The following is a 22,125-nucleotide window of genomic DNA, read 5'->3' on the forward strand; positions in this document are numbered from 1 at the left end:
AGTCAAATTGACTTTGTTAATTCGGCTGCTTTGGTGTGAAGGCGGGACCAGCAAATAGGTCATTAGCCAATTGTCCGATCCCCTTCTTTAAATATCGATAGTATGTCGTTATCGGAAGACCAAGACGTAAAGCAACCGTTTCATGGGAACCGATCTGGTCTAGGTAGAAAAGTCGCAAAATCCGTTCTTGCATTTGCTCCTGAAATTTACCATCTGCCAAACGTTCAAGTGACTTTTCAGTTAGGCCAACCAATCTCTTTGCTGCAATTTCGTCCGAGAGCTTAGGTGAATTTCCAGGGTGCAATCTTCCAATCGTATCCAAAAGGTCGCTTTCCCGAGATAGTGTATGGTATCGTTCCAACACTTGTTTAATCAGCTGTATACGAGTTTCCGGAGTAATGACCTGCCCGATGTCCCCGACTTCAGTGGGATGTATATGATTGAAAAAGTCCTCTTTCCTAAGGTCAACTCGGCAGGCTTGATAGTGCAGTCCTCCGGGAGAATGGAAATCTGCCCATGGCAAACGCTCAAATCCAAGTTCGCACATGGAGTCAACGGGTCCCTCGAATGGAATCGTTGTAAACACTAATTTGCCCGTCATGCTATGACAAAGAATATGTTGGATGAAGAAACTCATAGCGTCTAAATGGAATTCTGGTGCGATGGCACCTATCCAGTTCAGATATTCCAATTCCATCGGTGGAGATTTCTTTAAATAATTGTGGAGAATGCCGTTCTCAGCTAGTATTGCCCTCATTTTTTGGTTTAAAGGTAAACAAATATGAAATCCAGCCAGTTTGTCTTCATATTGAAAGACGCTCAACGAAGACGGTTCCTCTTTCCAAATAGCTTCGATAAAGGCATACTGCCCAGTGTCGTCTGGCAAATAAGGCGGGAAAGCCACATGGGCTTGCTGATAGATCGGGCCTAAGAGGGGGATATCCTCTTTCCTTGCAGGTCTGACTTCAAAGCCTTGCCCGTCTCCAGTAAAATAATAATTTTGCAAAAAAGAGTTGGAAAGCAGGAACAATTTCTCGAATCGCAGTTTTATTTTATACGCCTCATCATGGTTTGTATGTTCTATCCAACGATTTTCCACTGCGGCAATAGCCCTTTTTCTGTAAAGGGTGTAGGTTTCAGGGGCGCGATGGGTGAGCTCAGCATTCATCCATTTACGGACAGCATCCAGAATGCAATATCCGCCTTCCCGAATGATGGTTACATAAGGCAAATTGCAAAAATCGCTAAACATACGTTGAGGAATCTTCTCGCTGAGAATGGACTCCAGCATGTCTTGATCAAACCGCCACACGAGTGACGCGGCAGCTAGTAACCGTTTGTTCTGTGAAGGTTCATCTCCGGTATAGAAAAATGCACGATCTATTGAAGCGATGATGGCTTTGGTCTGTCTCCCCTCCAAGAACGAGGTTTCTCCGTTTTGTAAGGCAGATTCGCACGCCAAAGAAAGTGCAAGTGGGATCCCGCCTGAGAATCGCTCGATGGCGTCGCGCAATTTATCACTGGTGATACCGTTTGACGTCATAAAACTAGCAATCTCTTTTTTGTTTAATGGTGAGAGTTTGATACATCGAACGATACTGTTCCAGCCTGTTTCGGTCAACAAACTTTCATCCAGTGGATACCTTCCAGCCGAACAAACTTTAACTCGTAAGTTCAATAGAGGCAGCCAACAGTCCCGCAGCCATGTTTCGACCGCTCTGCATCGATCCATACTATCCAAAAGCAGGACGACGCCCCTGTTTTCCTCCCCAATTCGGTTCAGCGCTTCTGCTTCACATTCACCTATACGCATATCTTCCTCAGTTTTGTCTACAGGAATAGAATTTTCTGCGAGCTGGATGCGAACCGCGTCTAGAAATTGAGCTGGATGCAAGTAAGAGCGTCCATCAATTAATAAAATAAGCCGATCTTGTATTGTCCTTTGGAAGGCCCTCAACAGGGCACTTTTACCGATTCCACCAGGTCCATAGATGTGAAGCATCCGCCAGCTGTCTTCATTGGCACACAACTCCTGCTGCATAATGCTGAGTTCTCTTTCTCTGCTAACAAAACGTCTTTGTTGCAATTCATTCAGCAGTTGGCCAACCTTCTTCATCAGGAATCACTCCCGGCAATATTGGTAGTGGAATGGTATTGGTTATGGAAGTTTATACCTTGTATTATACAAGTGAATATTCTCGTTCATGATAGGCCTTTATGATTAAAAATGGCTATATTTTCGGAGAAGAGGAGAGTGTGTAGATGGACTCGTCGCCTCAGCCTAATGAATCTGGAGATCCAAGTAAGAACGGTGCAGCAACGACTTCCTTGGTCTTAGGGATTGTAGGAATTGTCCTATCGTTTGAACCGATTTTTGGAATTCCTTGTGGCGTAATTGGCTTAATCATGGGAATCAAGGGGAAGAAGTCACGTAAGGTTGGCTTTGCAAACGCTGGTTTTATCATGAGCATTGTTGCCCTTGCCCTATCGGCTATTGCAGTATTTACTGTCTCGGATCCTTATTATTACTGGTACTAGATTCTTTACTATGAATACCATTTAATTGAGCTAGACTCAGAAGCCCTTGATATCTCAGACTGAGATATTTAGGGCTTTTTTACAGAGAGATGAGCTTATTTACCAAGCTTAACTCCCAAGAAAAGTGAGAGTAACTTGGGATTGTGTGTGATAGTGATTCACTTCTATGATCTTGATTGGAAGGATCGCTGGTGATGCTTATCCTTATCAATCGAACAGAGGTGTAATCAATTGAGTAGAAGCCGCAAGTCACTGATTTGGACATCGCTCTTTCTACTGATGTTCAGTTTGTTTGCTCCAATACTTGTGTCCGCCGAGAGTGTAAACAATGGAACCCAGTCGACTCCTTTTAGCGACATTCAGGATCATTGGGCTTTCAACGAAATTACGGAACTTTCGGGGCTAGAGATCGTATCCGGTTTCGAAGACGGAACCTTCCAGCCATCTGGCAATGTGACACGGGAGCAGTTTCTGAAGATGCTGGTTGTGCTGAAGGGGCTGCCCCAAACGTCAAGCGACGTTCCATTCAAAGACGTTGACAAGAGCCTGTGGTCAGCGCCGTACATCGCTGCTGGTGTAAAGAGCGGCATATTGCTCGCTTCGGAATTTCCAGACGGATTCAAACCGAGCCAACCAATTACACGGTATGAGATGGCAGTCTGGATCGTTCGTGCTCTAAAGATCCCGCCAGCAACGGGTGAGAAACGCCTAGGGCAATTGAAAGACCAAGCGGACATTACCAAAAATCGTGACTTGATCGAAGCGGCGCTTGAAACTGGTATTATTCAAGGGTACCCGGATGGGACGTTCAAGGGAGGGAAAAATTCCACTCGTGCGGAAGCGACTGTCATGCTCGTTCGTGCCGTTCACTATGCTTCGAAGACCACTCCCGATAAAGATGATTCGGGGAATGTCGTTGAATATCAGTCTTCTGTCAAGCAAGGCACCAGCACCCGTTATTCTCAAAGAAGCAAAGATGAATGGGTGATCAACGATTCTGAACTGAACTTGACCGTCGGAGATGTGTTTGTACTGCCTCCGAATGAGGAACACCCCTTTGGCGTTGCGAGAATGGCGACTTCCATCGGGAAAGACATTGGCGGGATGATCGTGAAAACGTCCACCCCATCATTGGACGAAGTGTTTGCTAAAATTGATATCTCGGGTGAAGTTCCATTTGATCCCAAGCAGTTTATTCCTATTCACCCTTCGGTTAAAATTGAGCAGAATGAAGTTGCTATGCAGGCCACTACTAGTAGGATCTTTGACGCATTCTGCGTATGTGTTGAAGAACTCCAAATTGGTCCGGTTCAACTTAATGGAGGCATACATTTCAGTGATTTCAATGCGATTACAGATATTCAAATCACAAATGCTTCAATTGATTATACCAAACTCGAAATTATCGGAGATATCACGACGAGTGTGCAACTGAATGTCGATCCGGGCTCTGCAGGCTTAACACAACCGATCCAGATCCCGCTGGCAGAATTCAATATGCCGATTTACGCGCCTTATCTCTTCCTGCAAGGCGTACTGTACTTGAAGATCGAGCCTAATTTAACAAGCAAACTTGAAATCAAATACGAAGATCGGCTGCATATCGATTCAGGGTTCGAATATTCAGATGCCAGTGGCAATTACAAACAGATCAATAATAATGTGAATCCTCCAGCTACTTGGGAAGCAACTTCAGATAAGGATGCAAGTATTGCAGTCGGTCCTGATTTTCAATTGAGGCTGTCATTCATTGACGTTGCTTATGCTGGCGTAGAAATCTACCCAGGGTTGAAAGCCGGCCTAGATAAGTTCACTCCTGATGCTGCTGAACCGGAGAATTGCGATAGACTGTATGTCGATGCTTTCTTGAAAGTATGGGCAAATTTAGGCATCCATGCCCCTAGTTGGTTGGCGGAAGAAGTGCCTGATTGGAGTCTTTTTGATTTAAGTTTACAAGATTTGGTAAGCGATGTTTTAGGATGGATCGATTGGCACGAATCATTCCTGTTGATTGACTTGAATAAGAATCTCTGGATGAAACATCTCTGTGCAGATCCTCCAGTGGATGTTATTGCACGAGCCGGTAATGCTCAGGTTTACTTATCCTGGAATAAGATAAACGAAGCACAGAGCTATAACGTGAAACGTTCTGATTCATATAACGGTCCTTACGCAACCGTGAGCTCCAAAGTACCCGGTACTACGTACACCGATAAGTCGCTAGTTAATGGAAAAGTATACTACTACGTCATTACATCGTTGAGTGCGAATGGTGAAAGTGCATATGCAACGGTTGCTAGCGCAGAACCTAAAGCATCCATATTTGTCGTACCAGTAAATGATAATATTCCGGTAATTCCAAATCCAATTCCAAATCAAATTCCAAATTTGATAGTAACTCTGAAGCCGCCTACTGGTGTGAGCACCACCGCTGGTGATGGGCAGGCGACGTTGAAATGGAATGCGGCGTCCGGAGCAACAGGCTATCATGTGAAACGTTCGGAGTCGAGCAACGGTCCCTTTACATCAGTTGGATCTATTGTCACTGACACGACCTTCACGGATAAGGGACTTGTGAATGGTAAAGAATACTACTATGTCATTAGCTCAGTGAATGCGAAAGGTTCAGAAAGTGCCAACTCTGCACCGCCAGTCCAAGTTGTTCCGAAAAAGGTATTACAAAGAATGAACTAACGCATTGCGAAAAAGAAGGCGCTTGGGCCAGTTTAGTCTGGTTCAAGCGCCTTCTTTTTTGTCTTCTAATGTCACTCATTTACCCGCAAGTACAATTCAAAACCGGCTTCCGAGCGGCTAACGCCTCATCCATCCGACTGACGACAGTGGTGTAAGGGGCATTTTTGACCAACTCCGGATTCTCTTCGGCTTCCTTAGCTATGGCAATCATCGTAGCGATGAAGCTATCCAAGGTTTGTTTGCTCTCGGTTTCCGTCGGCTCAATCATGATGCACTCCTCCACGCTGAGCGGGAAGTAGATGGTAGGTGGATGATAACCGAAGTCGAGTAATCTTTTGGCAATATCGAGTGTACGGACACCTAGTTTCTTCTGCCGATTACCAGAAAGCACGAATTCATGCTTACAGAAGCGCGGATGAGGTACATCGAAGTAAGGTGTTAACCTTGCAAGCATATAGTTGGCGTTAAGGACGGCGTACTCGGATACCTTACGCAAGCCTTCCGGACCCAGCGTACGAATGTACGTGTAGGCACGAACAAGGATGCCGAAGTTGCCATAGTAGCCTTTGACGCGACCGATAGACTGTGGATAGTTGTAGTCAAAATAGAAGCTGTTATCTTCACGTTTGGCTACAAGTGGCGTCGGCAGAAAAGGAATCAGCCGTTCTTTGACCCCAACGGGGCCTGCACCAGGTCCGCCTCCGCCGTGCGGGGTGCTCATGGTTTTGTGCAGGTTGAGATGGACAACATCGAAACCCATGTCCCCTGGCCGTGTGATGCCCATAATGGCATTCGCGTTCGCCCCATCATAGTAGAGCAGGCCGCCTGCGGCATGCACGATTTCGGCGATCTCGACGATTTGTTCTTCGAACAAGCCGAGCGTGTTTGGGTTTGTCAGCATGAGAGCGGCAGTGTCAGAGCCGACAGCACGGCGCAATTCGTCGAGATTCACGAGACCGCGTTCATCGGATTTGATCGTGACGGTTTGGAAGCCGGCAACGGTTGCACTAGCTGGGTTGGTGCCATGCGCCGAATCCGGGCAAATGACCTTGGTACGGTGCTCACCGCGACTTTCGTGATACGCACGGATCATCATGAGCCCCGTCCATTCGCCATGGGCGCCAGCCGCAGGCTGTAAGGTTACGCGATCCATTCCCGTGATCGCTTCAAGATCGTGCTGGAGATTGTACAGCAGCTCCATGGCGCCTTGTATCGATTCTTCCGGTTGATACGGATGAATATGAGCGAAGCCGGGGAAGCGGGCGACGTCTTCGTTGATTTTGGGATTATATTTCATCGTACACGAGCCTAGCGGATAGAAACCATTATCCACCCCGAAGTTGCGACGAGAAAGCGCCGTGTAGTGGCGGATGACATCGACTTCATACACCTCGGGTAGGTCTGGCTCTTGCTGACGCCGAAACTTGGCTGGAAGAAGCTCAGCGATGTTCACGTCTGGAACATCCGATTCGGGTAAGGAATACGCGACGCGTCCAGGATGGCTCATTTCAAAAATGAGTGCTTTTTCGTTGTTCATACGAGTTCCTCCAATGCAGCTGCGAAGCTATCGATATCTTCGCGTGTACGTTGCTCGGTGACGGCGATTAACATATGGCCGGCTAGTTCGGGATAGTCGCGACCGAGATCGTAGCCGCCGATGAAGCCCTTGTGAAGGAGCTGACGATTCAGCTCCTCGATGTTCGTGCCGTCCGGCAGCTTGACGGCAAATTCATTGAAGTAGCTGCCAGTGAACGACAGCTCTAACTTGGTTGACGCGGTGAGACGATTCGCCGCGTAATGGGCCTTCTGGACGTTGAGCGTGCCAACGTCTTGAATGCCCTGCTTGCCCATCGTGGACAAGTACACGGATGCGCAAAGCGCGAGCAGTGCTTGGTTGGAGCAGATGTTCGACGTGGCCTTCTCACGTCGGATATGCTGCTCCCGCGCTTGCAGCGTAAGCACGAAACCGCGCTTGCCATCGCGGTCCACGGTTTGGCCCACGATGCGCCCCGGCATGCGGCGCATCCAGCTCTCCGCGACGGCGAAGTAGCCGCAGCTCGGCCCGCCCAGCGCAGCTGGGATGCCAAGCGGCTGGCAATCGCCGACGACGATGTCAGCGCCGAGCTTGCCCGGCGCTTCGAGCAGCCCGAGCGTGAGCGGATTCGCGCTCACGACGAGCAGTGCGCCCGCGCCGTGCGCGAGCGGCTCCACAGCCGCGATATCCTCCAAGCAGCCGAAGAAATTCGGCGATTGGAGAATGACAGCGGCTGCGTCGCTCTCGAGCTTGGACGCGAGATCGTCCAGATCCGTGACACCTTCGGGGGTCACGGAGATCTCGACGACTTCCAAGTTGAGACCGCGGGCGGACGTGCGCAACACAGCGCGCGCCTCCGGGTGCACCGCGCGGGACACGAGCAGACGGCTGCGCTTCGTCGCGCCGCTGGCTAGCGCGCCTGCTTCGGCCAGCGCTGTTGCGCCATCGTACATCGAGGCGTTCGCTACGGCCATGCCGGTAAGCTCACAGATGTACGACTGAAATTCAAAAATCGCCTGCAATTCCCCCTGGCTGATTTCAGGTTGATAAGGCGTGTAAGCGGTGTAGAATTCGGACCGCGAGATGACATGATTGATCACCACCGGAAGGTGATGATCGTAGATGCCAGCGCCCAGGAAGCTGGCGTAGCGCTGGAAGTCGGCGTTACGCCCCGCTAGCTCACGCATATATCTTAATAAGCCTTGCTCGCTAAGCGCCTGACCAACTTGAAGTTCACCCTGAAACCGCACTTGCTGCGGGATATCACTAAACATCTCTTCCATGGAGGAGATGCCGATCGTTTCTAGCATTTCTTTTTGATCCTGCTCCGTAATAGGTAAATAACGATGCTTCATAGCAAAGGGTGCTCCTTCCGACCCGGATTCGGGAATTATTTCTCTTTTTTATGAAAAGGGGTAGAGACAACATGAGCTTTCACTTGTGCGCCTCTAATTTCAACGAATACTTCCGTACCTAGCGCGCTGTGCGCGGAATCGATAAGAGCCAAGCCTACATTCGTTTTGTACGTTGGAGACTGCGTACCTGTTGTTACCTCACCAATCTGTTTACCCTCGGCATATACGGCGTAATGCGGGCGAGGAATGCCGCGTTCTTGCATTTCAATGCCGACGAGCTTACGTGGCACTCCGTTTGCCTTTTGCTCTAACAGGGCATCCCGCCCTATGAAATCACCTTTACCCAGCTTCACAAAAAAGGAGAGTCCCGCCTCCAGCGGCGAAATTTCGGAGGATAGCTCCTGTCCATAAAGGGGGAGCCTCGCTTCGAAACGCAGCGTATCTCGTGCACCTAAGCCAGTAGGAATGAGTCCATGCTCGGCACCAGCCTCCAGCAGTTCCCGCCACAACGCGATAGCATCCTTCTGGTCGACATACAGCTCGAAGCCATCTTCACCTGTATACCCAGTGCGGGAAAGCAACGCTGTCACATCGCCTACTTTCACGTCAGGGAGGAAATGGAAGCTTTTCAATGTCTGAATAGGTGCGTCTGTCAATTTAGCTAAAATGTTTAATGACTGCGGACCTTGCAAAGCCAGCAAGGCAGTCTCTTCAGAAACGTTGGTCAGTTCGACCTGACCTGTCAGGTGCTGCTGGAGCCAAGCGATGTCTTTGTAGATGTTAGAGGCATTGATAACTAGCATGTAGTCATTGTCGCTCAACTTGTAAACGAGCAGATCATCAACCACACCGCCATTGGGGTAACACAGGAGGCTGTATTGGCATTGACCTGGGGTCAGTTTGGCCACATCATTCGTCGTAAGACGTTGGAGACATGCAAAGGCATCTGGGCCTTGAATACGTACCTCGCCCATATGCGACACATCAAAAAGCCCTGCCTGCTGCCTGACGGCGTCATGCTCCTTTTGAATGCCCGTGAACTGCACAGGCAGTTCCCAGCCGCCAAAATCAATGATTCGCGCGCCATACTCCGCGTAAATCGGGAAGAGCGGTGTTCGTTTCAGCATGCGTATAACCTCACCTTCAATCGCTTATTGTCCGTCGGTACTTTTGCAGAAATGCCAAAAAAGGGCAAAAGGTATGCAACACAAACATACCTTTTGCCCCTGTCCTTTGTACCTGAGAGTTGCCTAGAACGGATGAACCTATACGCTCAACCGTTAAGTTTCCCCTTGGGTGTCCGATATCTCGTGATTAACGAGTCATCGAAGCTCTCCAGAGTCGCGTCCGATACAGGTCCTTTTGCCTGAGAGATTCACCACTTTGGGCTTACTCCTTCGGCGCTGCAAACATGCTTCGCAGTCTCTCCCTGTATCCTCATTCGCCAATATTTAATTAGCCTTATTATATTCATTATGCGCCTAAATCGGTGTGAATTGTCAACAGTAACTTTTAGGAATGACAGCCATCTTGACTTTGATGTTCAGAGTAGATTAAGCTATAAGCAAAATTTGTAAGTAAGTGAGGCGTGGACTGATGAGTAACGTACAAGCCAATTTGTTATACACCAAAGAACATGAGTGGGTAGAGAAGTTATCGGATACAGTGGTTCGCATAGGGATTACCGATTTTGCACAAGATCAATTGGGAGATATTGTATTCGTAGAGCTTCCGAAAGTTGGCGCTTCTGTTACAGCGAATGAGAGCATTGGCAGCGTGGAATCGGTCAAAACGGTTTCGGATATTTTCTGCCCCGTATCAGGCAAAGTAACGGCTGTGAACAACACGTTGGAGGGGTCTCCAGAACTCGTGAACAACGCGTCCTTCGGTGAAGGCTGGATGGTTGAGGTTGAAATCTCAGGACCAGAGGCATTGGAAGGCTTATTGAGCGCTGCGGAATACGGCTCCTATATCGGTAACGACTAGTGGTTGCTTCGTTTTAAGTAGAATGGATGGAGGGTGTTCCATGCAATTTGGGCAAAAGCTGCCGCAGGATCCGAATGATCGTGTTCCTCCTGGGCAAACACTGACACAAGGCTGGCCTGTGCTGCATTATGGGTCCGTTCCCTACTATAACGACATGAGCAAATGGGATTTGCGCTTGTTCGGTTTGGTGGAGGAAGAGTTCACCATCTCATATAAGGATTTTATGGCGCTGCCGCGCAAGGAATTTGCCAACGATATACATTGTGTGACCACATGGTCCAAGCTGGATAATGCGTGGGAGGGTATTGCTGTTTCGGAGCTCATGAGCAAGGTGAAGCTGAAACCGGAGGCAACGCATGTGATGCTGCATGCTGAGCATGGATGGACGACGAATCTTCCGCTGGAAGACTTCCTGCTGGAAACATCTTTTCTGGGCATCCGGCATAATGGCGTTCTGTTAACACCCGATCATGGCGCGCCCGTGCGGATGGTCGTTCCGCATCTGTATTTCTGGAAAAGCGCCAAATGGCTGCGAGGCATCGAGTTTATGGCGAAGGATAAGCCTGGCTTTTGGGAGCGGAACGGCTACCATATGTACGGTAATCCCTGGAAAGAGGAAAGGTACGATTTTGATTAACGGTTCAGTAATAAGTTCACGAAAGCTCACTCAAAGTCATTTGAGTGGGCTTTTTGTGGTTGTATACGCCAATACCCTCCTACCTTCCAAAGTATCCGGATGTAACGGTGAAAACACGCTTACAGCCCCGAATCCGCGCCGAATGTGCAATCTCCCCACTGTAGTGTTGACATTTATCATGTCTAGGCCCCAGTGCAGCTTGCCCACACCCGTCACCCACTTCTATCTTACCGACCAAGTGACCAATAGGCACTCGAACACATACAATGGTTAGGAGTTGGAAGGGAGTGGCCGGAGCATGCCTGCAATCATTAATGGTGGAATCAAAATCCTCAATGTCGCCCAGGGCTCCAATGTCCAGATTGGCGATACCTTTGCAATCAACCTCACAAGCAGCTCCAAAATCTTTGCGGGAGCCAACTCGTTTTCGCCAGGTGACAGCTTTGGAAGTGTTCAGAATGTGCTCAATGGAAGCACGAATACGGTTGATCCTGATCTCGTGGATACGCCGAATAACACAATTTAATTGCCGATTATCCACTTCCATAAATTGGACGACTCCCAAGATGAAATCGACGGTCCTAAAGTGAAATGGTGTTGCGAAAGATATACGGAACATGAAACCATTTTAGGGGATAGAGCAGCTTGTTAAAACGAAAAATGATTCGGATATATATTGGAAATCTAATGTGGTTTCTTCCAGTCCTAATTTTGATCATGGGGGCTAATCCATCTGTCGCAGGCAGTTTTTGGTGGAAAGTGCTGGGTTTCATGCTCTTTGCGGGGATTGTTGCCGTCTGTGTGAGTTCATGGCTTGAAGTGAACCGTGAGCAGCGTAAAATCGATAAAGAGCGATATGATTATGAATCAGTTGTATACCGTCAGTTCTAATAAGAATGGCTGCTTTAGCCTAGAGGTTCTAAAATAAATTAAAAAACGAAGCCCGCAACTGCGTGGCTTCGTTTTTTTTGTTCCAATGAGCTGAATGCCCTTACGTTCTACGGCTTTGAACGGCACGACAACCTGACCGTCGACAACTTCGTAGCTGGTATTGGCAGGTGGGGCAATACCTTTTTCTACCCATGCGCTCAAATCGGTTAATCAAGAGATTCTGGAAATTATGGACGTGTTCGAATCTAGTTTGAAATATGGATTGGCTAATGTAGTCGCTGGATATGATTGTATAGCACCTAAAGATCGTATCCGTTTTTCAATAATAAATAGATGTCAGCCTATAAGGGATGTATTACACTAGAGGGTATATAACCGTGGAGAGATTGGGCAATACTCAGGAGGCCATCTGTAGATGAAGCATCGTCAAGTGCTCCAGTACATTAATCAGCATTTTAAAGTGAAATTAATTTTGACACTGTCGATTATTATCATTCTTTGTTCCCTTGTTACGGGGTACATTTCGTATCGCATTTATTTAAATTTGTTTGAGAGTGAGATCAGCAAGCAGTATCTAACGACAAGCGAACAGACGATGGAGCAGATTGGTTTCAAGATCCAAGATATGTATCGGATTACCGATTTTATTATTTTTCATCCGCGTGTTGAACAAATTGTGCAAGGGATCCGTGCGGAGCCGCCATCGGGGGAAACGAAAGCGTACCGCAGTTTCATTTTGGAACGCGAGTTGTCGGAAATTTTGCTGCCCTTGAAAAATGAAACACCGCAGATCCGTGCGTTATATATTGTTGATCTGGAAGGAAACAATTACTATTTCAGCCATACGAATCCGTCGATGCAGATCACGTTTCCTGACTTTTACAATAAGGTGAAGACGGGAGCAAGCCAGACCTCTGCGGAGATCGTGTGGCAGCGATTAAATATTCCGGATTCCTCCGATCCTTCTGGTGAGAAAAGCAATCTGGTCGCGACGCGCTTGCTCAAATCGACGAAGCAGCAAGCTGCGTATGGCATGTTGGTTATGATTGTGGATGAGTCATTCCTGACGAGTCCACTAGACAAGCTGATGGCTGGCAGGACGACAGGGGCTTATATTTTCGATCAGTATAATAAGCTGCTGTACAGTCGAGAGCCGCAGGGTCGGGCAGGGATTATTCCGGCTTGGGAGAGTCAGGAGCGGTCATTTATCGAGCGGAATGAGAATGAGGATTATTTGTTTGTGAAAAGTACCTACGATGCCCGTTCTTTCAAGCTGGTCAGTGGTATTTCTTTAGCGGATATTGAGGAAAAAGGCAGGATGGTCTATCAGGTTGCCGTCATTTCTGGTCTCGTCAGCGTTCTGATGATGGCCGTCTGTGTCTCGATTTTTAGCGGTAGGATGTTGAAGCCTCTACACGGATTGGTATCCGCCATGCATCAATTGCGCAGAGGTAATTTGGAGGTTGAAATTCCCAAAACGTCGAATGATGAGTTTGCTTTTCTTGCGGAAAGCTTCAATCGGATGGTCGAGAACATTCAATCTTTGATTAAGGAAGTGTATGTCAGCAAGCTCAGTGAGCAGGAAGCAGAGCTGAAGGCGCTCCAGGCGCAGTTGAATCCGCATTTTTTATACAACGCACTAAATTCGATTTATTGGAAAATCATGCTCCTGTACGACGATGTGGAAACGGCATCCTTGGTGACAAGTTTATCTGATTTGTTGCGGTATTCGTTAGAGTCGGTGTCTACGCCAAGTACGTTGCAGGAAGAGCTGACTCAGATCCGAAATTATATGACGATTCAAGAGGCGCGGCACGGAGAAGGGCTCCATGTATCCATCGAAGCAGAAGATGAGTTGATGGCATGCGGGATGCAGAGGCTCCTGCTTCAGCCTTTGGTTGAAAATGTATTCGTCCATGCGTTTCGTAATCAGCCGGACAACAAGCGTTTATGGATTCGTGCTTTCCGTCAAGGGGCCGATTTACAGATTGAAATCGAGGATAATGGATGCGGCATAGATGAGGAAACCCTGATTAGGGTAACTGAAGAGCAATCAGTCTATGATCACCAGAGGGAACGGGAGAGTATTGGGGTTCGGAATGTCTTACGGCGTATTTATTTGGTCTATGGCGATCCTTACCGCTTAGAAATCGAACGTTTACCGCAGGGAACGCTAATGCGCTTGATTTTACCGTGTGAACAGATGATGTCCTTCAAGGAGGGAATGGTGGATGAACCACATCTTATTAGTGGAGGATGAGCCTCTATTTCGCAAAGGGCTTGCCAAAATGATTACGGGATCGGAAACCAACTGGCATGTGTGCGGTGAGGCGGAGAACGGGCAGGAGGCTGAAGTCCTCATCGCTGAAAGATTGCCTGACCTTGTTATTACAGACATTCGTATGCCATTGATGGATGGTTTAGAGCTTCTCAAACGGAGTAAAGCCAAGTTCCCACATATTGAGTTCATCGTCATTACTGGGTTTCAAGATTTTCAATATGCCCAGGCCGCGCTTCGGTACGGCGCCTTGGATTTATTGATTAAGCCATGCGGCAAGCAGGATATCTTTGATGCTTTGGACAAAGCCGAGGTGCGCGTATTGGAGAAGCAAGCGAATCTGCGCAAGTCGGAAACCGAGCACGCCCTGTTGCTGGAGAACACCTTAAGAGGAATCTTGCTGCGCTTTCCCTATCGCACCGAATTAGCTTTGGAGCTAGAGAAAAGCTTTGTAGACTGCAAACTGACCTTATTTCAGATCATGGACTACATGCCGTCTCATAAGCAATATGCGAAGCGGGATGTGCCGCTGCTGCAGTTTGCCGTGCTGAATATGATCAGCGAATTGACGGATATGCATGGCACCCAGGGCAGATTGTTGGTCGTCGAAAATGGCCAGTTCGCTTTACTTTATCAGGAGACCGATGATGAAAAGCTTGTTTGCGAAGCGGTCTGTGAAACGGTGGAACGATTACTTGGCTTACAGATGTCATCTTATTGTGCTGGGGCAGCAACTGGTGTACAGCATCTCGCTGATCTATACGAGGCTGGGCGCAGGATGCTGGGCAGCTCAGTGGATGCGGCGGAGGTCACAAGCGATATACAGATCGATAAACAGTTATCGACGAATCGTGCGAAGCAGCAACTTATTAGTACGCAGACGATTGCATTTATTTTAGCAGGGCAAATTGAGCCGATGAAGACATATCTAGCCCAGCTGATGAAGGAAATCTACGGATTACCCCTGGAAAATGCGAAGGTGGAAGCCTTGTCGTTCAGCTTCGCCTTACAAGACACGGCACGCAAGCAGTTTGAGATGGCGTATGAACAACAGTTATTAACAGATCGCATCGCGCTGCTGCATGCCTGTGGCACGAATGACGAGGTCTCTCGTTGGACGGGCATGGAATTGGACCGCTTCATGAGCAGCTTTACGGCATGGCAGGAGAAGTATAGTGAGAATGTGGTGTGGAAGGCGGCACGCTATATGGAGGAGCATTATGCGGAGCAGCTGCCGCTTCAGTTGGTAGCCTCGCAGGTGCATTTGAATGCAACGTACTTTAGTCATTTGTTCAAAAAAGAAACAGGCCGCAGCTTTGTTGATTATTTAATTGAACTGCGGATGGAGAAAGCGAAAGGTCTGCTGGCTAACACGGATATGAAAATCACCGAGGTGTCGAGCGTAGTCGGGTACGATTTACCGAACTATTTTGCTAAGCTATTTAAGCAAACAACGGGCCTTTCGCCAAAGGATTACCGCAAAATGGTTCGACCTGATCCAATTAGCAGCGCAAGGAATTGATAAGTTTGCTGTACCGTCCCCCATTGTCCGAATCAGATGATGGGGGATTTTTTCTGTCCGTGGACGGGGATAGTGCTTACGCACGCGACATTCGCCTATTGAAGCTTTGGTGAGTAGCGGCTTGCTAGGGATCCAACTGGAAAATATACAGTTAATTCAGCGGAATTACGAGGATTAATAGGAATAACTGTATTTACTACATTTAATTTAGGAATTCTCCCGGATGAAGCGAAATGGGGGAATTTAGCTGTATATGATCCATCTAAATTTGAATGTCAGCCGAATCGTGAATAATTAGCTGGAGTTTTTCCAGTTAATGTTGTGGCAGAGTTGAGACGCCCAACTCTAGTGTAATTACCAACCATAATCTAAAAATCGTATCTGTTTTCCCATAAATCGTAGATGTTGCACGGCCCTTATTTTCTTACAATTAACTACATGATGGTATGATAAACACAATGACAACGAGAGGGGGAAGCACTCTGCGTAAACATATCCAACGAGCTTGCCTTCCAATACTGATGACCACTGTGGTGATCATATCCATTATGACAGGCTGCTCTACCCATTCTGAGAACTCACCTGAACACGACGCGCAGAAGTCTGCGAAGCGAGGCAAAATTACGGTCACGATTTATGATCGTGGCAATATTCCTTCCGGTCAGGGAACGATTGAAAATAATCTCATGACAAAATGGATTAACAAAGCGGGTCCCGTGGATGTGACTTTCATTCCTTTGCAACGGACGCAGTCCGATCAGAAGCTGAACACGTTATTTGCTGGTGGTGGCGCGCCAGATCTCATTCTGGAGTATGCGCCGCAAATCAAGAATCCGTTGATCGATCAGGGGCAGCTGCGTCCCATCGACGATATGATTGATAGCTACAGCACAACGTACAAGTCACTGCTCACGAAGTATCCGGCACTCCGCAAAGCAGGCACGGGAACCGATGGCAAGCTGTACCAATTCGGGCGCATTAACGAAACGATCCCTCAGCGCGGAGTATTTATTCGCAAGGATTGGCTCAATAAGCTGAATTTGAACATTCCGCAAACGACCGAGGAGATGTATCAGGTTGCCAAAGCATTTACCGAGCAAGATCCCGATGGGAATGGGAAAAAGGATACCTATGGACTTGCCCTTGCCTATAGCGCTGTCGCTACACTGAACGAAATGTTCGGCGTTACGTACCCTGACTTTGTTGTGCAAGACAATGAACTTATTCATGGCTGGGAGAATATTCAAGCCGTTACGGCCTTCAAAAAAAGGCTGTACACAGAGGGATTGGTGGACAAGAATTTTTACACCGATAAGAACGGCTCCAAAGCAAAGCAGGATTTCTTGAATGGGAAAATTGGGATTTATATGGAGCAGTTTAATGTCCCTATCACCTTTTATAACGATTTCTATGTGGGCTTGAGAAAGAATGTGCCCGATGCCGAGCTTGCTATCATGCCGTATCCGAAAACTCCTGTGGGTCAGTTTAATCCGATATTCGTGAATCCCATCCAAATGACAGGTGTCGTAAATGCCGAAGCTAAGGATCCAGAAGCGGTTATGAAATATGTGGATTTCGCAGCCGCCGAGACGTTTATGAAAACGATGTACTACGGATTCGAAGGCGTGCACAGCAAGACCTTACCTGGTCAATGCCCGCAGGTGACGGACTTGAATAAGTGGAAAACGGAATTCAACTACGCATCTGGAGATTTCGGGATGCTAGCCTCACCAACACTTGCCGGTAAATGCTATTTTGGTGTGGAGAAGATGGATACGAAGGATCCTCTTCAGCAGGAAGTCAAGAAGATGTTCGAAGCGAACTCTTCCTTCATCAATTTTGATTTGCAGATGGCAGGCCCAACACACTCCGAGCAAATGCCGCAGCTGCCTAAGGATCTTCAGCAGATTCTCACAGACACAATGAAGCAGGTGGATGTTGGCGATGGCGACATATGGATGAAGGCGATTTTGACACCGAATTATTCGCCAGAGCAAGCAAAAAAGGATGCCATTGCTGCTTGGGAGAAAGCGGGGGGCAAACAGGTGGATGCGTGGTATAAAGCCTTTTATGAGAAGGACAGGGATACAATTATTTTGTCTAAAGATATTTACGATATTTTCAAGCAACAACGTGCGCTTCAGAACAAATGAGAGGCGTACATGACACTCAGAAAGGTGGTGGCGAATCGGTATGGCATCTGAGACGGCTAGGAGTAAGACGCAGCTTGCTATGCGGTACATCAATAAGAAGAAATATTTGTACATCCTATTGATTCCAGCTGTTGTGTACTTTCTTATTTTCAATTATGTGCCGATGTACGGCATTATCATTGCGTTTAAGGATTTTAATTTCTCCAAAGGGATTCTCGGAAGTTCCTGGATTGGCTTTGAGAATTTCAGATACATGTTCGGACTCAGTGACTTTTACACGGTGTTCTGGAACTCGTTGTATTTAAGTTTCTTGCGACTGGTCTTTGGGTTTCCGTTTCCAATTCTATTGGCATTACTGCTCAATGAGATGCGCAACCGCACCTATCAGCGGATTACGCAGACGATCATCTATCTGCCGCATTTTATTTCTTGGGTTGTCATTGGCGGAATTCTTGTCAACTTCTTATCCCCGTCATGGGGAGTCGTGAATATTTTCTTGAAGCAATTTGGCTTCGAGCCTGTATTCTTCTTAGCGGATACGAATTACTTCCGACCGTTGGTGATCCTCAGCAGCATGTGGAAGGAATCAGGTTGGGAAAGCATACTATACTTGGCTGCCATGGTCGGGATCAATACTGAGCTATATGAGGCTGCTAGTATGGATGGCGCGAACCGGTTTCAAAGAATCCGATACGTCACGCTGCCTGGGATCAAATCGACGATCATTATCCTGCTGATTTTAAGGCTTGGTCATATTATGGGGAATGGCTTTGAACAAATTTTTGTATTACAAAATCCGTTGAACCTCGGTGTTTCCGAAGTGTTTGAAACGTATGTATACCACGTCGGTTTGATTGGCGGAAGATTTTCTTTCGGAACAACCGTTGGGCTGTTCACCTCCGTAATCGGGTTAATTTTCCTGCTGGCCAGTAATCAGATAGCCAAGTGGATGAAAGAAGATGGGATATGGTAAGAGGAGGTTATAAGCGTGGGTATTCGATCGTTTGGCGATAAAGTTTTTGATGGTTTGAATTATGGCATTGTGACACTGTTCGCAATCATTTGCTTATTTCCTTTCTTTTATGTGGCTGCATTCTCGATCACCCCTTACTCTGAGTATTTGGCGAATCCCTTGAAGCTCATCCCCTATCACATTGAGCTAGCGGCCTATAAGCAGATTTTGCAGATGCCGCTCATGTGGACCGGGTATAAAAATACGCTGCTCATCACGATCATCGGGGTTGCCCTTAATATTTTCCTGCTTCTCATTTCTGCTTATCCGCTATCCAAAACGGACTTAAAGGGTAGAAATACGATTATGGTTCTGATCACATTCACGATGTTCTTCAATGGTGGCTTGATTCCTAACTTTTACTTAATCAAAACGTTGCATATATACAACACGCTATGGGCTATGATTTTACCGGGCGTCTTGGGAGCCTACAATTTGATCTTAATGAAGAACTTTGTAAGCGCTATACCAGCGAGCTTAGAGGAATCGGCTTTTATCGATGGGGCCAATGAAATCAAGGTTTTATATAAAATTATCATTCCGCTTTCGAAGCCAGCCATTGCCACATTCGTTATTTTTCATGCGGTTACCCAATGGAATACATTCTTCTCGGCCATTATTTATACATCTAAGCGTGGCTTATGGCCTCTGATGCTCATCCTTAGGGAGATGGTTGTTGATGACGGGGGCATCGCGAAGGATGCGATGGATATGAACAATAGCGGTATTACGGTGTTTACGATCAAAATGGCGATCATCATATTTGCAACACTCCCGATCCTGCTCGTGTATCCTTTCCTGCAAAAGTATTTCATGAAGGGTGTACTCGTTGGTTCGATTAAAGGGTAATTTCGTCAAAGCAAGGCTATGCCTCGATTAAATCTGCAATCCCGCAGTTTAATAATAGCGATCATAAAGGAGATGTTGGTATTGAAAGGGTCAGTCAAAAGCATCGCAAGCAGTCTGATTTGCATCGGGTTACTGTCTTCCATCGTTATGGCTTGTAGTTCTAACACGGATAATACGGCAACTACAGCGGCTACGACAGCGCCGAGCACAAGCACAGTGTCAGCAGCACCAGCCAAAGCAGCGCCTGTCAGCATCAAAATGTTTAACCGGGTCAATGCGAACGTGGTCATTGATAACAATCCCGTAATTGCTGAAGCTGAGAAGCTGGCCAATGTGAAGCTATCTGTTGAGGCGCCGCCGATTAACAACTACGTTGAAAAGCTTCAAGTTCTCATGGCATCTGGTGATCTGCCAGATCTTGTGTACAACTGGGGCGGGGCAGATGCGAATCTTGAGAAATGGTCCAAAGACGGTCTACTGACACCGCTCGATGACAAGATTGCGAAATATCCGAATTTAACCAAAAACATTACGAAAGAAATGTGGGACGCCGTTAAATCCATTAACGATGGAAAAACGTACATTATTCCTAGAACGAACGTTGTGAATCACTGGGGATATATGGTCAACCAGCAATGGCTGAACAAGCTGAATTTAAAAGCACCTACAACATTGGATGAGTTTACGAATGTGTGTAAAGCTTTTACGAATAATGATCCAGATGGAAACGGTAAGGCCGACACCTATTGTCTGAGCTTGTCCAATCCTAGCCTTGGCAGCAACACGGTGTGGAATTCCACCTTCTTCTTGGCGTCTGCTTTTAATCTTCCGATCATCAATGGGGTCAAGGATACCGATGGTGCTTATAAAATCAAAGAGAAAATGTCCGGTTATATTCCTTTCTTGACTTATCTTAGAGACCTAAATGAACAAAAACTCATCGATCCTGAGTTCCTAATTAACAAGATTTATGTGGATCAAGAGAAGCTGAATCAGAATCGCGTCGGCATCATTTATTCCCACCAATATGCGGTGATGGCCAACTTAGCCAAAGATAAGGAATCTGACAAAAAGTACTCGTATCAACCTGTCTTAAAAGATAGCAAGGGTGTAGCTACGGATCTTGTATTACCGGCAACATGGGGCGGTTGGATGATTCCGAAATCGTCCAAAAACGTGGATGGCGTGTTAAAATTCCTAGACTGGGGAAATACGACAGAAGCAAACACATTGTTCCAATTAGGTATGAAAGGGTTAACTTTTGACAGCTATGATCCTGCTACGAAAAATATTTCTCGTACAGCAGACCAAGCAACCAAACTTGCTGCCACAACGAGCACGTATATGACACTTGCGAATGCGATTGATGGCAACCCAGCTATTATCGAGGGTGCGGATACGGTAGAGAGATTGAATACGTACAAAGCGCAATTGGATGCTGCGATGAAGCAAATGACCGTTGTAAACGTGCCGGCCGTTCGCTCACCTAAAATCTTGAACCTAAATACAGCAATTCCGGATCTAGTGAAGAAAAAAGATGATCAAGAATTGAAATACTTGATGGGCACACTTACTCTCCAACAGTTTAAGGACTTCTTGGAGAAAGAATGGTACCCAGCTACAGCAGATGCAGAGAAAGAATACGTGGACTACATGAACAAGTTAGGTAAATAGAAAAAGGTCAACAACCCTGACAGGATGCTGTCAGGGTTGTTGTTGTACAATAAGGGTATAACTGGAAATAACGATATTCTAATCGAAGGAGTCGATTTTAATGACACAAACGGCCGATCGCATGTATGACTATCATGTATGGGCGAATCAAACGCTGATTAACAGGTTGAAAGAGCTTCCTCAGGAGGTGTACCGGCAAGAGATTCAGAGTGTGTTTCCGACGGTATCGAAAGTGATTGCTCATATCTACCTCACAGATCGCGTTTGGTTAGACATACTTGGAGGGGTGAGTATGCAGGCAGCCATGGCAGCCTCTTGGCAGATAACCGAAGCAACAGAGAGCAAAAGCTTGGATGAACTAGAGGCCATGTATGCCGAGTTGTCGCTGCGATTTAAGGCATTTCTGAAGGAGCAGCCTGACTTGGATAAGAAAATTAGACTCGATAATCCCTATGCAGGAGTAAGAGACACAAGTTTGGCTGAAATGGTTCTACAGGTTGTGAACCACGCTACGTACCATCGTGGCAATGTAACGGCAATGCTGAGGCAAATGGGGTATGCCTCAGTCATGACCGAATTTGCGTTGTTCTGGTATGCAAGCGGGGGAGAAGTCTCCACTAGTTAGACGCATCAAAGATTTACTTCACTAGCACGATCTCTAACTCTGGTGCGGTATCATGTGCAGGGAGCATCAAAACTTGCTCAACCTTCTAGAACTTGTCCCGCCGTCTAGAACTTGCCCTGGCGTCTAGAACTTGCCCCACCTGCGAGCTGATTTCCCGCCATCCACATATTAGATGGATTTTCTGATGTTAATTTGGGCGAAATCAGCTGGGAAATTGGTTTAGATGGATTTTATGTAGCTAATTTTGGGAATTTCCTACGTGTTGGCGAAAAGTGTGGATATTAACTGTAGGAAGTCCATCTAATCAGCCCATTTACGATAAATGAGCCGAAATAGATGGATAATTTCCATTTAATCACTATCGTGGCCAGTAGGTC

General features: G+C 47.0%; 17 protein-coding genes and 1 riboswitch. Of the genes, 13 read left to right on the top strand and 4 right to left on the bottom strand.

The annotated features are described in order from the left end of the window. Window positions 1-16: 16 nt before the first annotated feature. On the bottom strand, window positions 17-2,116 hold the full coding sequence (locus AC58QG_RS31575; protein ID WP_497365998.1) for an ATP-binding protein: 2,100 nt from the start codon (window positions 2,114-2,116) through the stop codon (window positions 17-19). Window positions 2,117-2,262: 146 nt separating this feature from the next. On the opposite strand from AC58QG_RS31575, the gene AC58QG_RS31580 reads away from it, so the two are divergent. Together AC58QG_RS31580 and AC58QG_RS31585 are read left to right on the top strand one after the other, a co-directional pair. Beyond that, window positions 2,263-2,538, top strand: coding sequence for a hypothetical protein (locus AC58QG_RS31580; protein ID WP_497365999.1), 276 nt, complete (start codon window positions 2,263-2,265; stop codon window positions 2,536-2,538). A gap of 231 nt (window positions 2,539-2,769) precedes the next feature. After that, entirely contained in the window at window positions 2,770-5,232 is a 2,463-nt protein-coding gene (locus AC58QG_RS31585; RefSeq protein WP_497366000.1) for an S-layer homology domain-containing protein, read from the top strand. A 79-nt stretch (window positions 5,233-5,311) separates the two neighbouring features. Here AC58QG_RS31585 and gcvPB read toward each other — a convergent pair whose 3' ends face one another. The 3 genes from gcvPB to gcvT are packed head-to-tail and all read right to left on the bottom strand — an operon-like array spanning window position 5,312 to window position 9,254. Continuing rightward, window positions 5,312-6,769, bottom strand: a complete 1,458-nt coding sequence (gene gcvPB / locus AC58QG_RS31590) for an aminomethyl-transferring glycine dehydrogenase subunit GcvPB (protein WP_497366001.1) — start codon at window positions 6,767-6,769, stop codon at window positions 5,312-5,314. Beyond that, window positions 6,766-8,121 (bottom strand): aminomethyl-transferring glycine dehydrogenase subunit GcvPA, encoded by a 1,356-nt coding sequence (gcvPA, locus tag AC58QG_RS31595; protein WP_497366002.1) that lies wholly within the window; start codon window positions 8,119-8,121, stop codon window positions 6,766-6,768. Before gcvPA ends, gcvPB begins: the two co-directional genes overlap by 4 nt. Window positions 8,122-8,156: 35 nt before the next feature. Further along, window positions 8,157-9,254 (bottom strand): glycine cleavage system aminomethyltransferase GcvT, encoded by a 1,098-nt coding sequence (gcvT, locus tag AC58QG_RS31600; protein WP_497366031.1) that lies wholly within the window; start codon window positions 9,252-9,254, stop codon window positions 8,157-8,159. Window positions 9,255-9,465: 211 nt separating this feature from the next. Next, a riboswitch (glycine riboswitch) is annotated at window positions 9,466-9,562 on the bottom strand. A gap of 155 nt (window positions 9,563-9,717) precedes the next feature. On the opposite strand from gcvT, the gene gcvH reads away from it, so the two are divergent. From gcvH to AC58QG_RS31655, 11 genes are all read left to right on the top strand, one after another. After that, window positions 9,718-10,107, top strand: a complete 390-nt coding sequence (gene gcvH / locus AC58QG_RS31605) for a glycine cleavage system protein GcvH (RefSeq protein ID WP_497366003.1) — start codon at window positions 9,718-9,720, stop codon at window positions 10,105-10,107. Window positions 10,108-10,147: 40 nt separating this feature from the next. Further along, on the top strand, window positions 10,148-10,744 hold the full coding sequence (locus AC58QG_RS31610; protein ID WP_497366004.1) for a sulfite oxidase-like oxidoreductase: 597 nt from the start codon (window positions 10,148-10,150) through the stop codon (window positions 10,742-10,744). A gap of 298 nt (window positions 10,745-11,042) precedes the next feature. Next, a complete protein-coding gene (locus tag AC58QG_RS31615) occupies window positions 11,043-11,270 on the top strand; it encodes a spore germination protein (RefSeq protein WP_477587593.1) in 228 nt (75 codons plus the stop codon). 119 nt (window positions 11,271-11,389) lie between these two features. Further along, a complete protein-coding gene (locus AC58QG_RS31620; protein WP_497366005.1) occupies window positions 11,390-11,635 on the top strand; it encodes a hypothetical protein in 246 nt (81 codons plus the stop codon). A 415-nt stretch (window positions 11,636-12,050) separates the two neighbouring features. After that, the gene (locus AC58QG_RS31625; RefSeq protein WP_497366006.1) at window positions 12,051-13,895 is read left to right on the top strand and encodes a cache domain-containing sensor histidine kinase; all 1,845 of its coding nucleotides are present in this window, start codon (window positions 12,051-12,053) and stop codon (window positions 13,893-13,895) included. Next, on the top strand, window positions 13,867-15,435 hold the full coding sequence (locus AC58QG_RS31630) for a response regulator (RefSeq protein WP_497366007.1): 1,569 nt from the start codon (window positions 13,867-13,869) through the stop codon (window positions 15,433-15,435). The genes AC58QG_RS31625 and AC58QG_RS31630 overlap by 29 nt, the downstream gene beginning before the upstream one ends. A gap of 521 nt (window positions 15,436-15,956) precedes the next feature. Then, window positions 15,957-17,588 (top strand): type 2 periplasmic-binding domain-containing protein, encoded by a 1,632-nt coding sequence (locus tag AC58QG_RS31635; RefSeq protein WP_497366008.1) that lies wholly within the window; start codon window positions 15,957-15,959, stop codon window positions 17,586-17,588. 40 nt (window positions 17,589-17,628) lie between these two features. After that, window positions 17,629-18,561, top strand: coding sequence for an ABC transporter permease (locus AC58QG_RS31640; RefSeq protein ID WP_497366009.1), 933 nt, complete (start codon window positions 17,629-17,631; stop codon window positions 18,559-18,561). Window positions 18,562-18,576: 15 nt separating this feature from the next. Beyond that, on the top strand, window positions 18,577-19,449 hold the full coding sequence (locus AC58QG_RS31645) for a carbohydrate ABC transporter permease (protein ID WP_497366010.1): 873 nt from the start codon (window positions 18,577-18,579) through the stop codon (window positions 19,447-19,449). A gap of 81 nt (window positions 19,450-19,530) precedes the next feature. Beyond that, entirely contained in the window at window positions 19,531-21,123 is a 1,593-nt protein-coding gene (locus AC58QG_RS31650; protein WP_497366011.1) for an extracellular solute-binding protein, read from the top strand. A 100-nt stretch (window positions 21,124-21,223) separates the two neighbouring features. After that, window positions 21,224-21,748 (top strand): DinB family protein, encoded by a 525-nt coding sequence (locus AC58QG_RS31655; protein WP_497366012.1) that lies wholly within the window; start codon window positions 21,224-21,226, stop codon window positions 21,746-21,748. The last annotated feature ends 377 nt before the right edge of the window (window positions 21,749-22,125 follow it).

This window comes from Paenibacillus sp. J22P169, from assembly GCF_059691995.1.

Bases quoted from the DNA above. Each gene is read 5' to 3' on its own strand.
- gcvPB (WP_497366001.1), bottom strand. From the start codon at position 6,769: ATGAACAACGAAAAAGCACTCATTTTTGAAATGAGCCATCCTGGACGC.
- gcvPA (WP_497366002.1), bottom strand. From the start codon at position 8,121: ATGAAGCATCGTTATTTACCTATTACGGAGCAGGATCAAAAAGAAATG.
- AC58QG_RS31575 (WP_497365998.1), bottom strand. From the start codon at position 2,116: ATGAAGAAGGTTGGCCAACTGCTGAATGAATTGCAACAAAGACGTTTT.
- AC58QG_RS31640 (WP_497366009.1), top strand. From the start codon at position 17,629: ATGGCATCTGAGACGGCTAGGAGTAAGACGCAGCTTGCTATGCGGTAC.
- AC58QG_RS31655 (WP_497366012.1), top strand. From the start codon at position 21,224: ATGACACAAACGGCCGATCGCATGTATGACTATCATGTATGGGCGAAT.
- AC58QG_RS31625 (WP_497366006.1), top strand. From the start codon at position 12,051: ATGAAGCATCGTCAAGTGCTCCAGTACATTAATCAGCATTTTAAAGTG.
- AC58QG_RS31635 (WP_497366008.1), top strand. From the start codon at position 15,957: ATGACCACTGTGGTGATCATATCCATTATGACAGGCTGCTCTACCCAT.
- gcvH (WP_497366003.1), top strand. From the start codon at position 9,718: ATGAGTAACGTACAAGCCAATTTGTTATACACCAAAGAACATGAGTGG.
- AC58QG_RS31630 (WP_497366007.1), top strand. From the start codon at position 13,867: ATGAACCACATCTTATTAGTGGAGGATGAGCCTCTATTTCGCAAAGGG.
- AC58QG_RS31580 (WP_497365999.1), top strand. From the start codon at position 2,263: ATGGACTCGTCGCCTCAGCCTAATGAATCTGGAGATCCAAGTAAGAAC.
- AC58QG_RS31610 (WP_497366004.1), top strand. From the start codon at position 10,148: ATGCAATTTGGGCAAAAGCTGCCGCAGGATCCGAATGATCGTGTTCCT.
- AC58QG_RS31615 (WP_477587593.1), top strand. From the start codon at position 11,043: ATGCCTGCAATCATTAATGGTGGAATCAAAATCCTCAATGTCGCCCAG.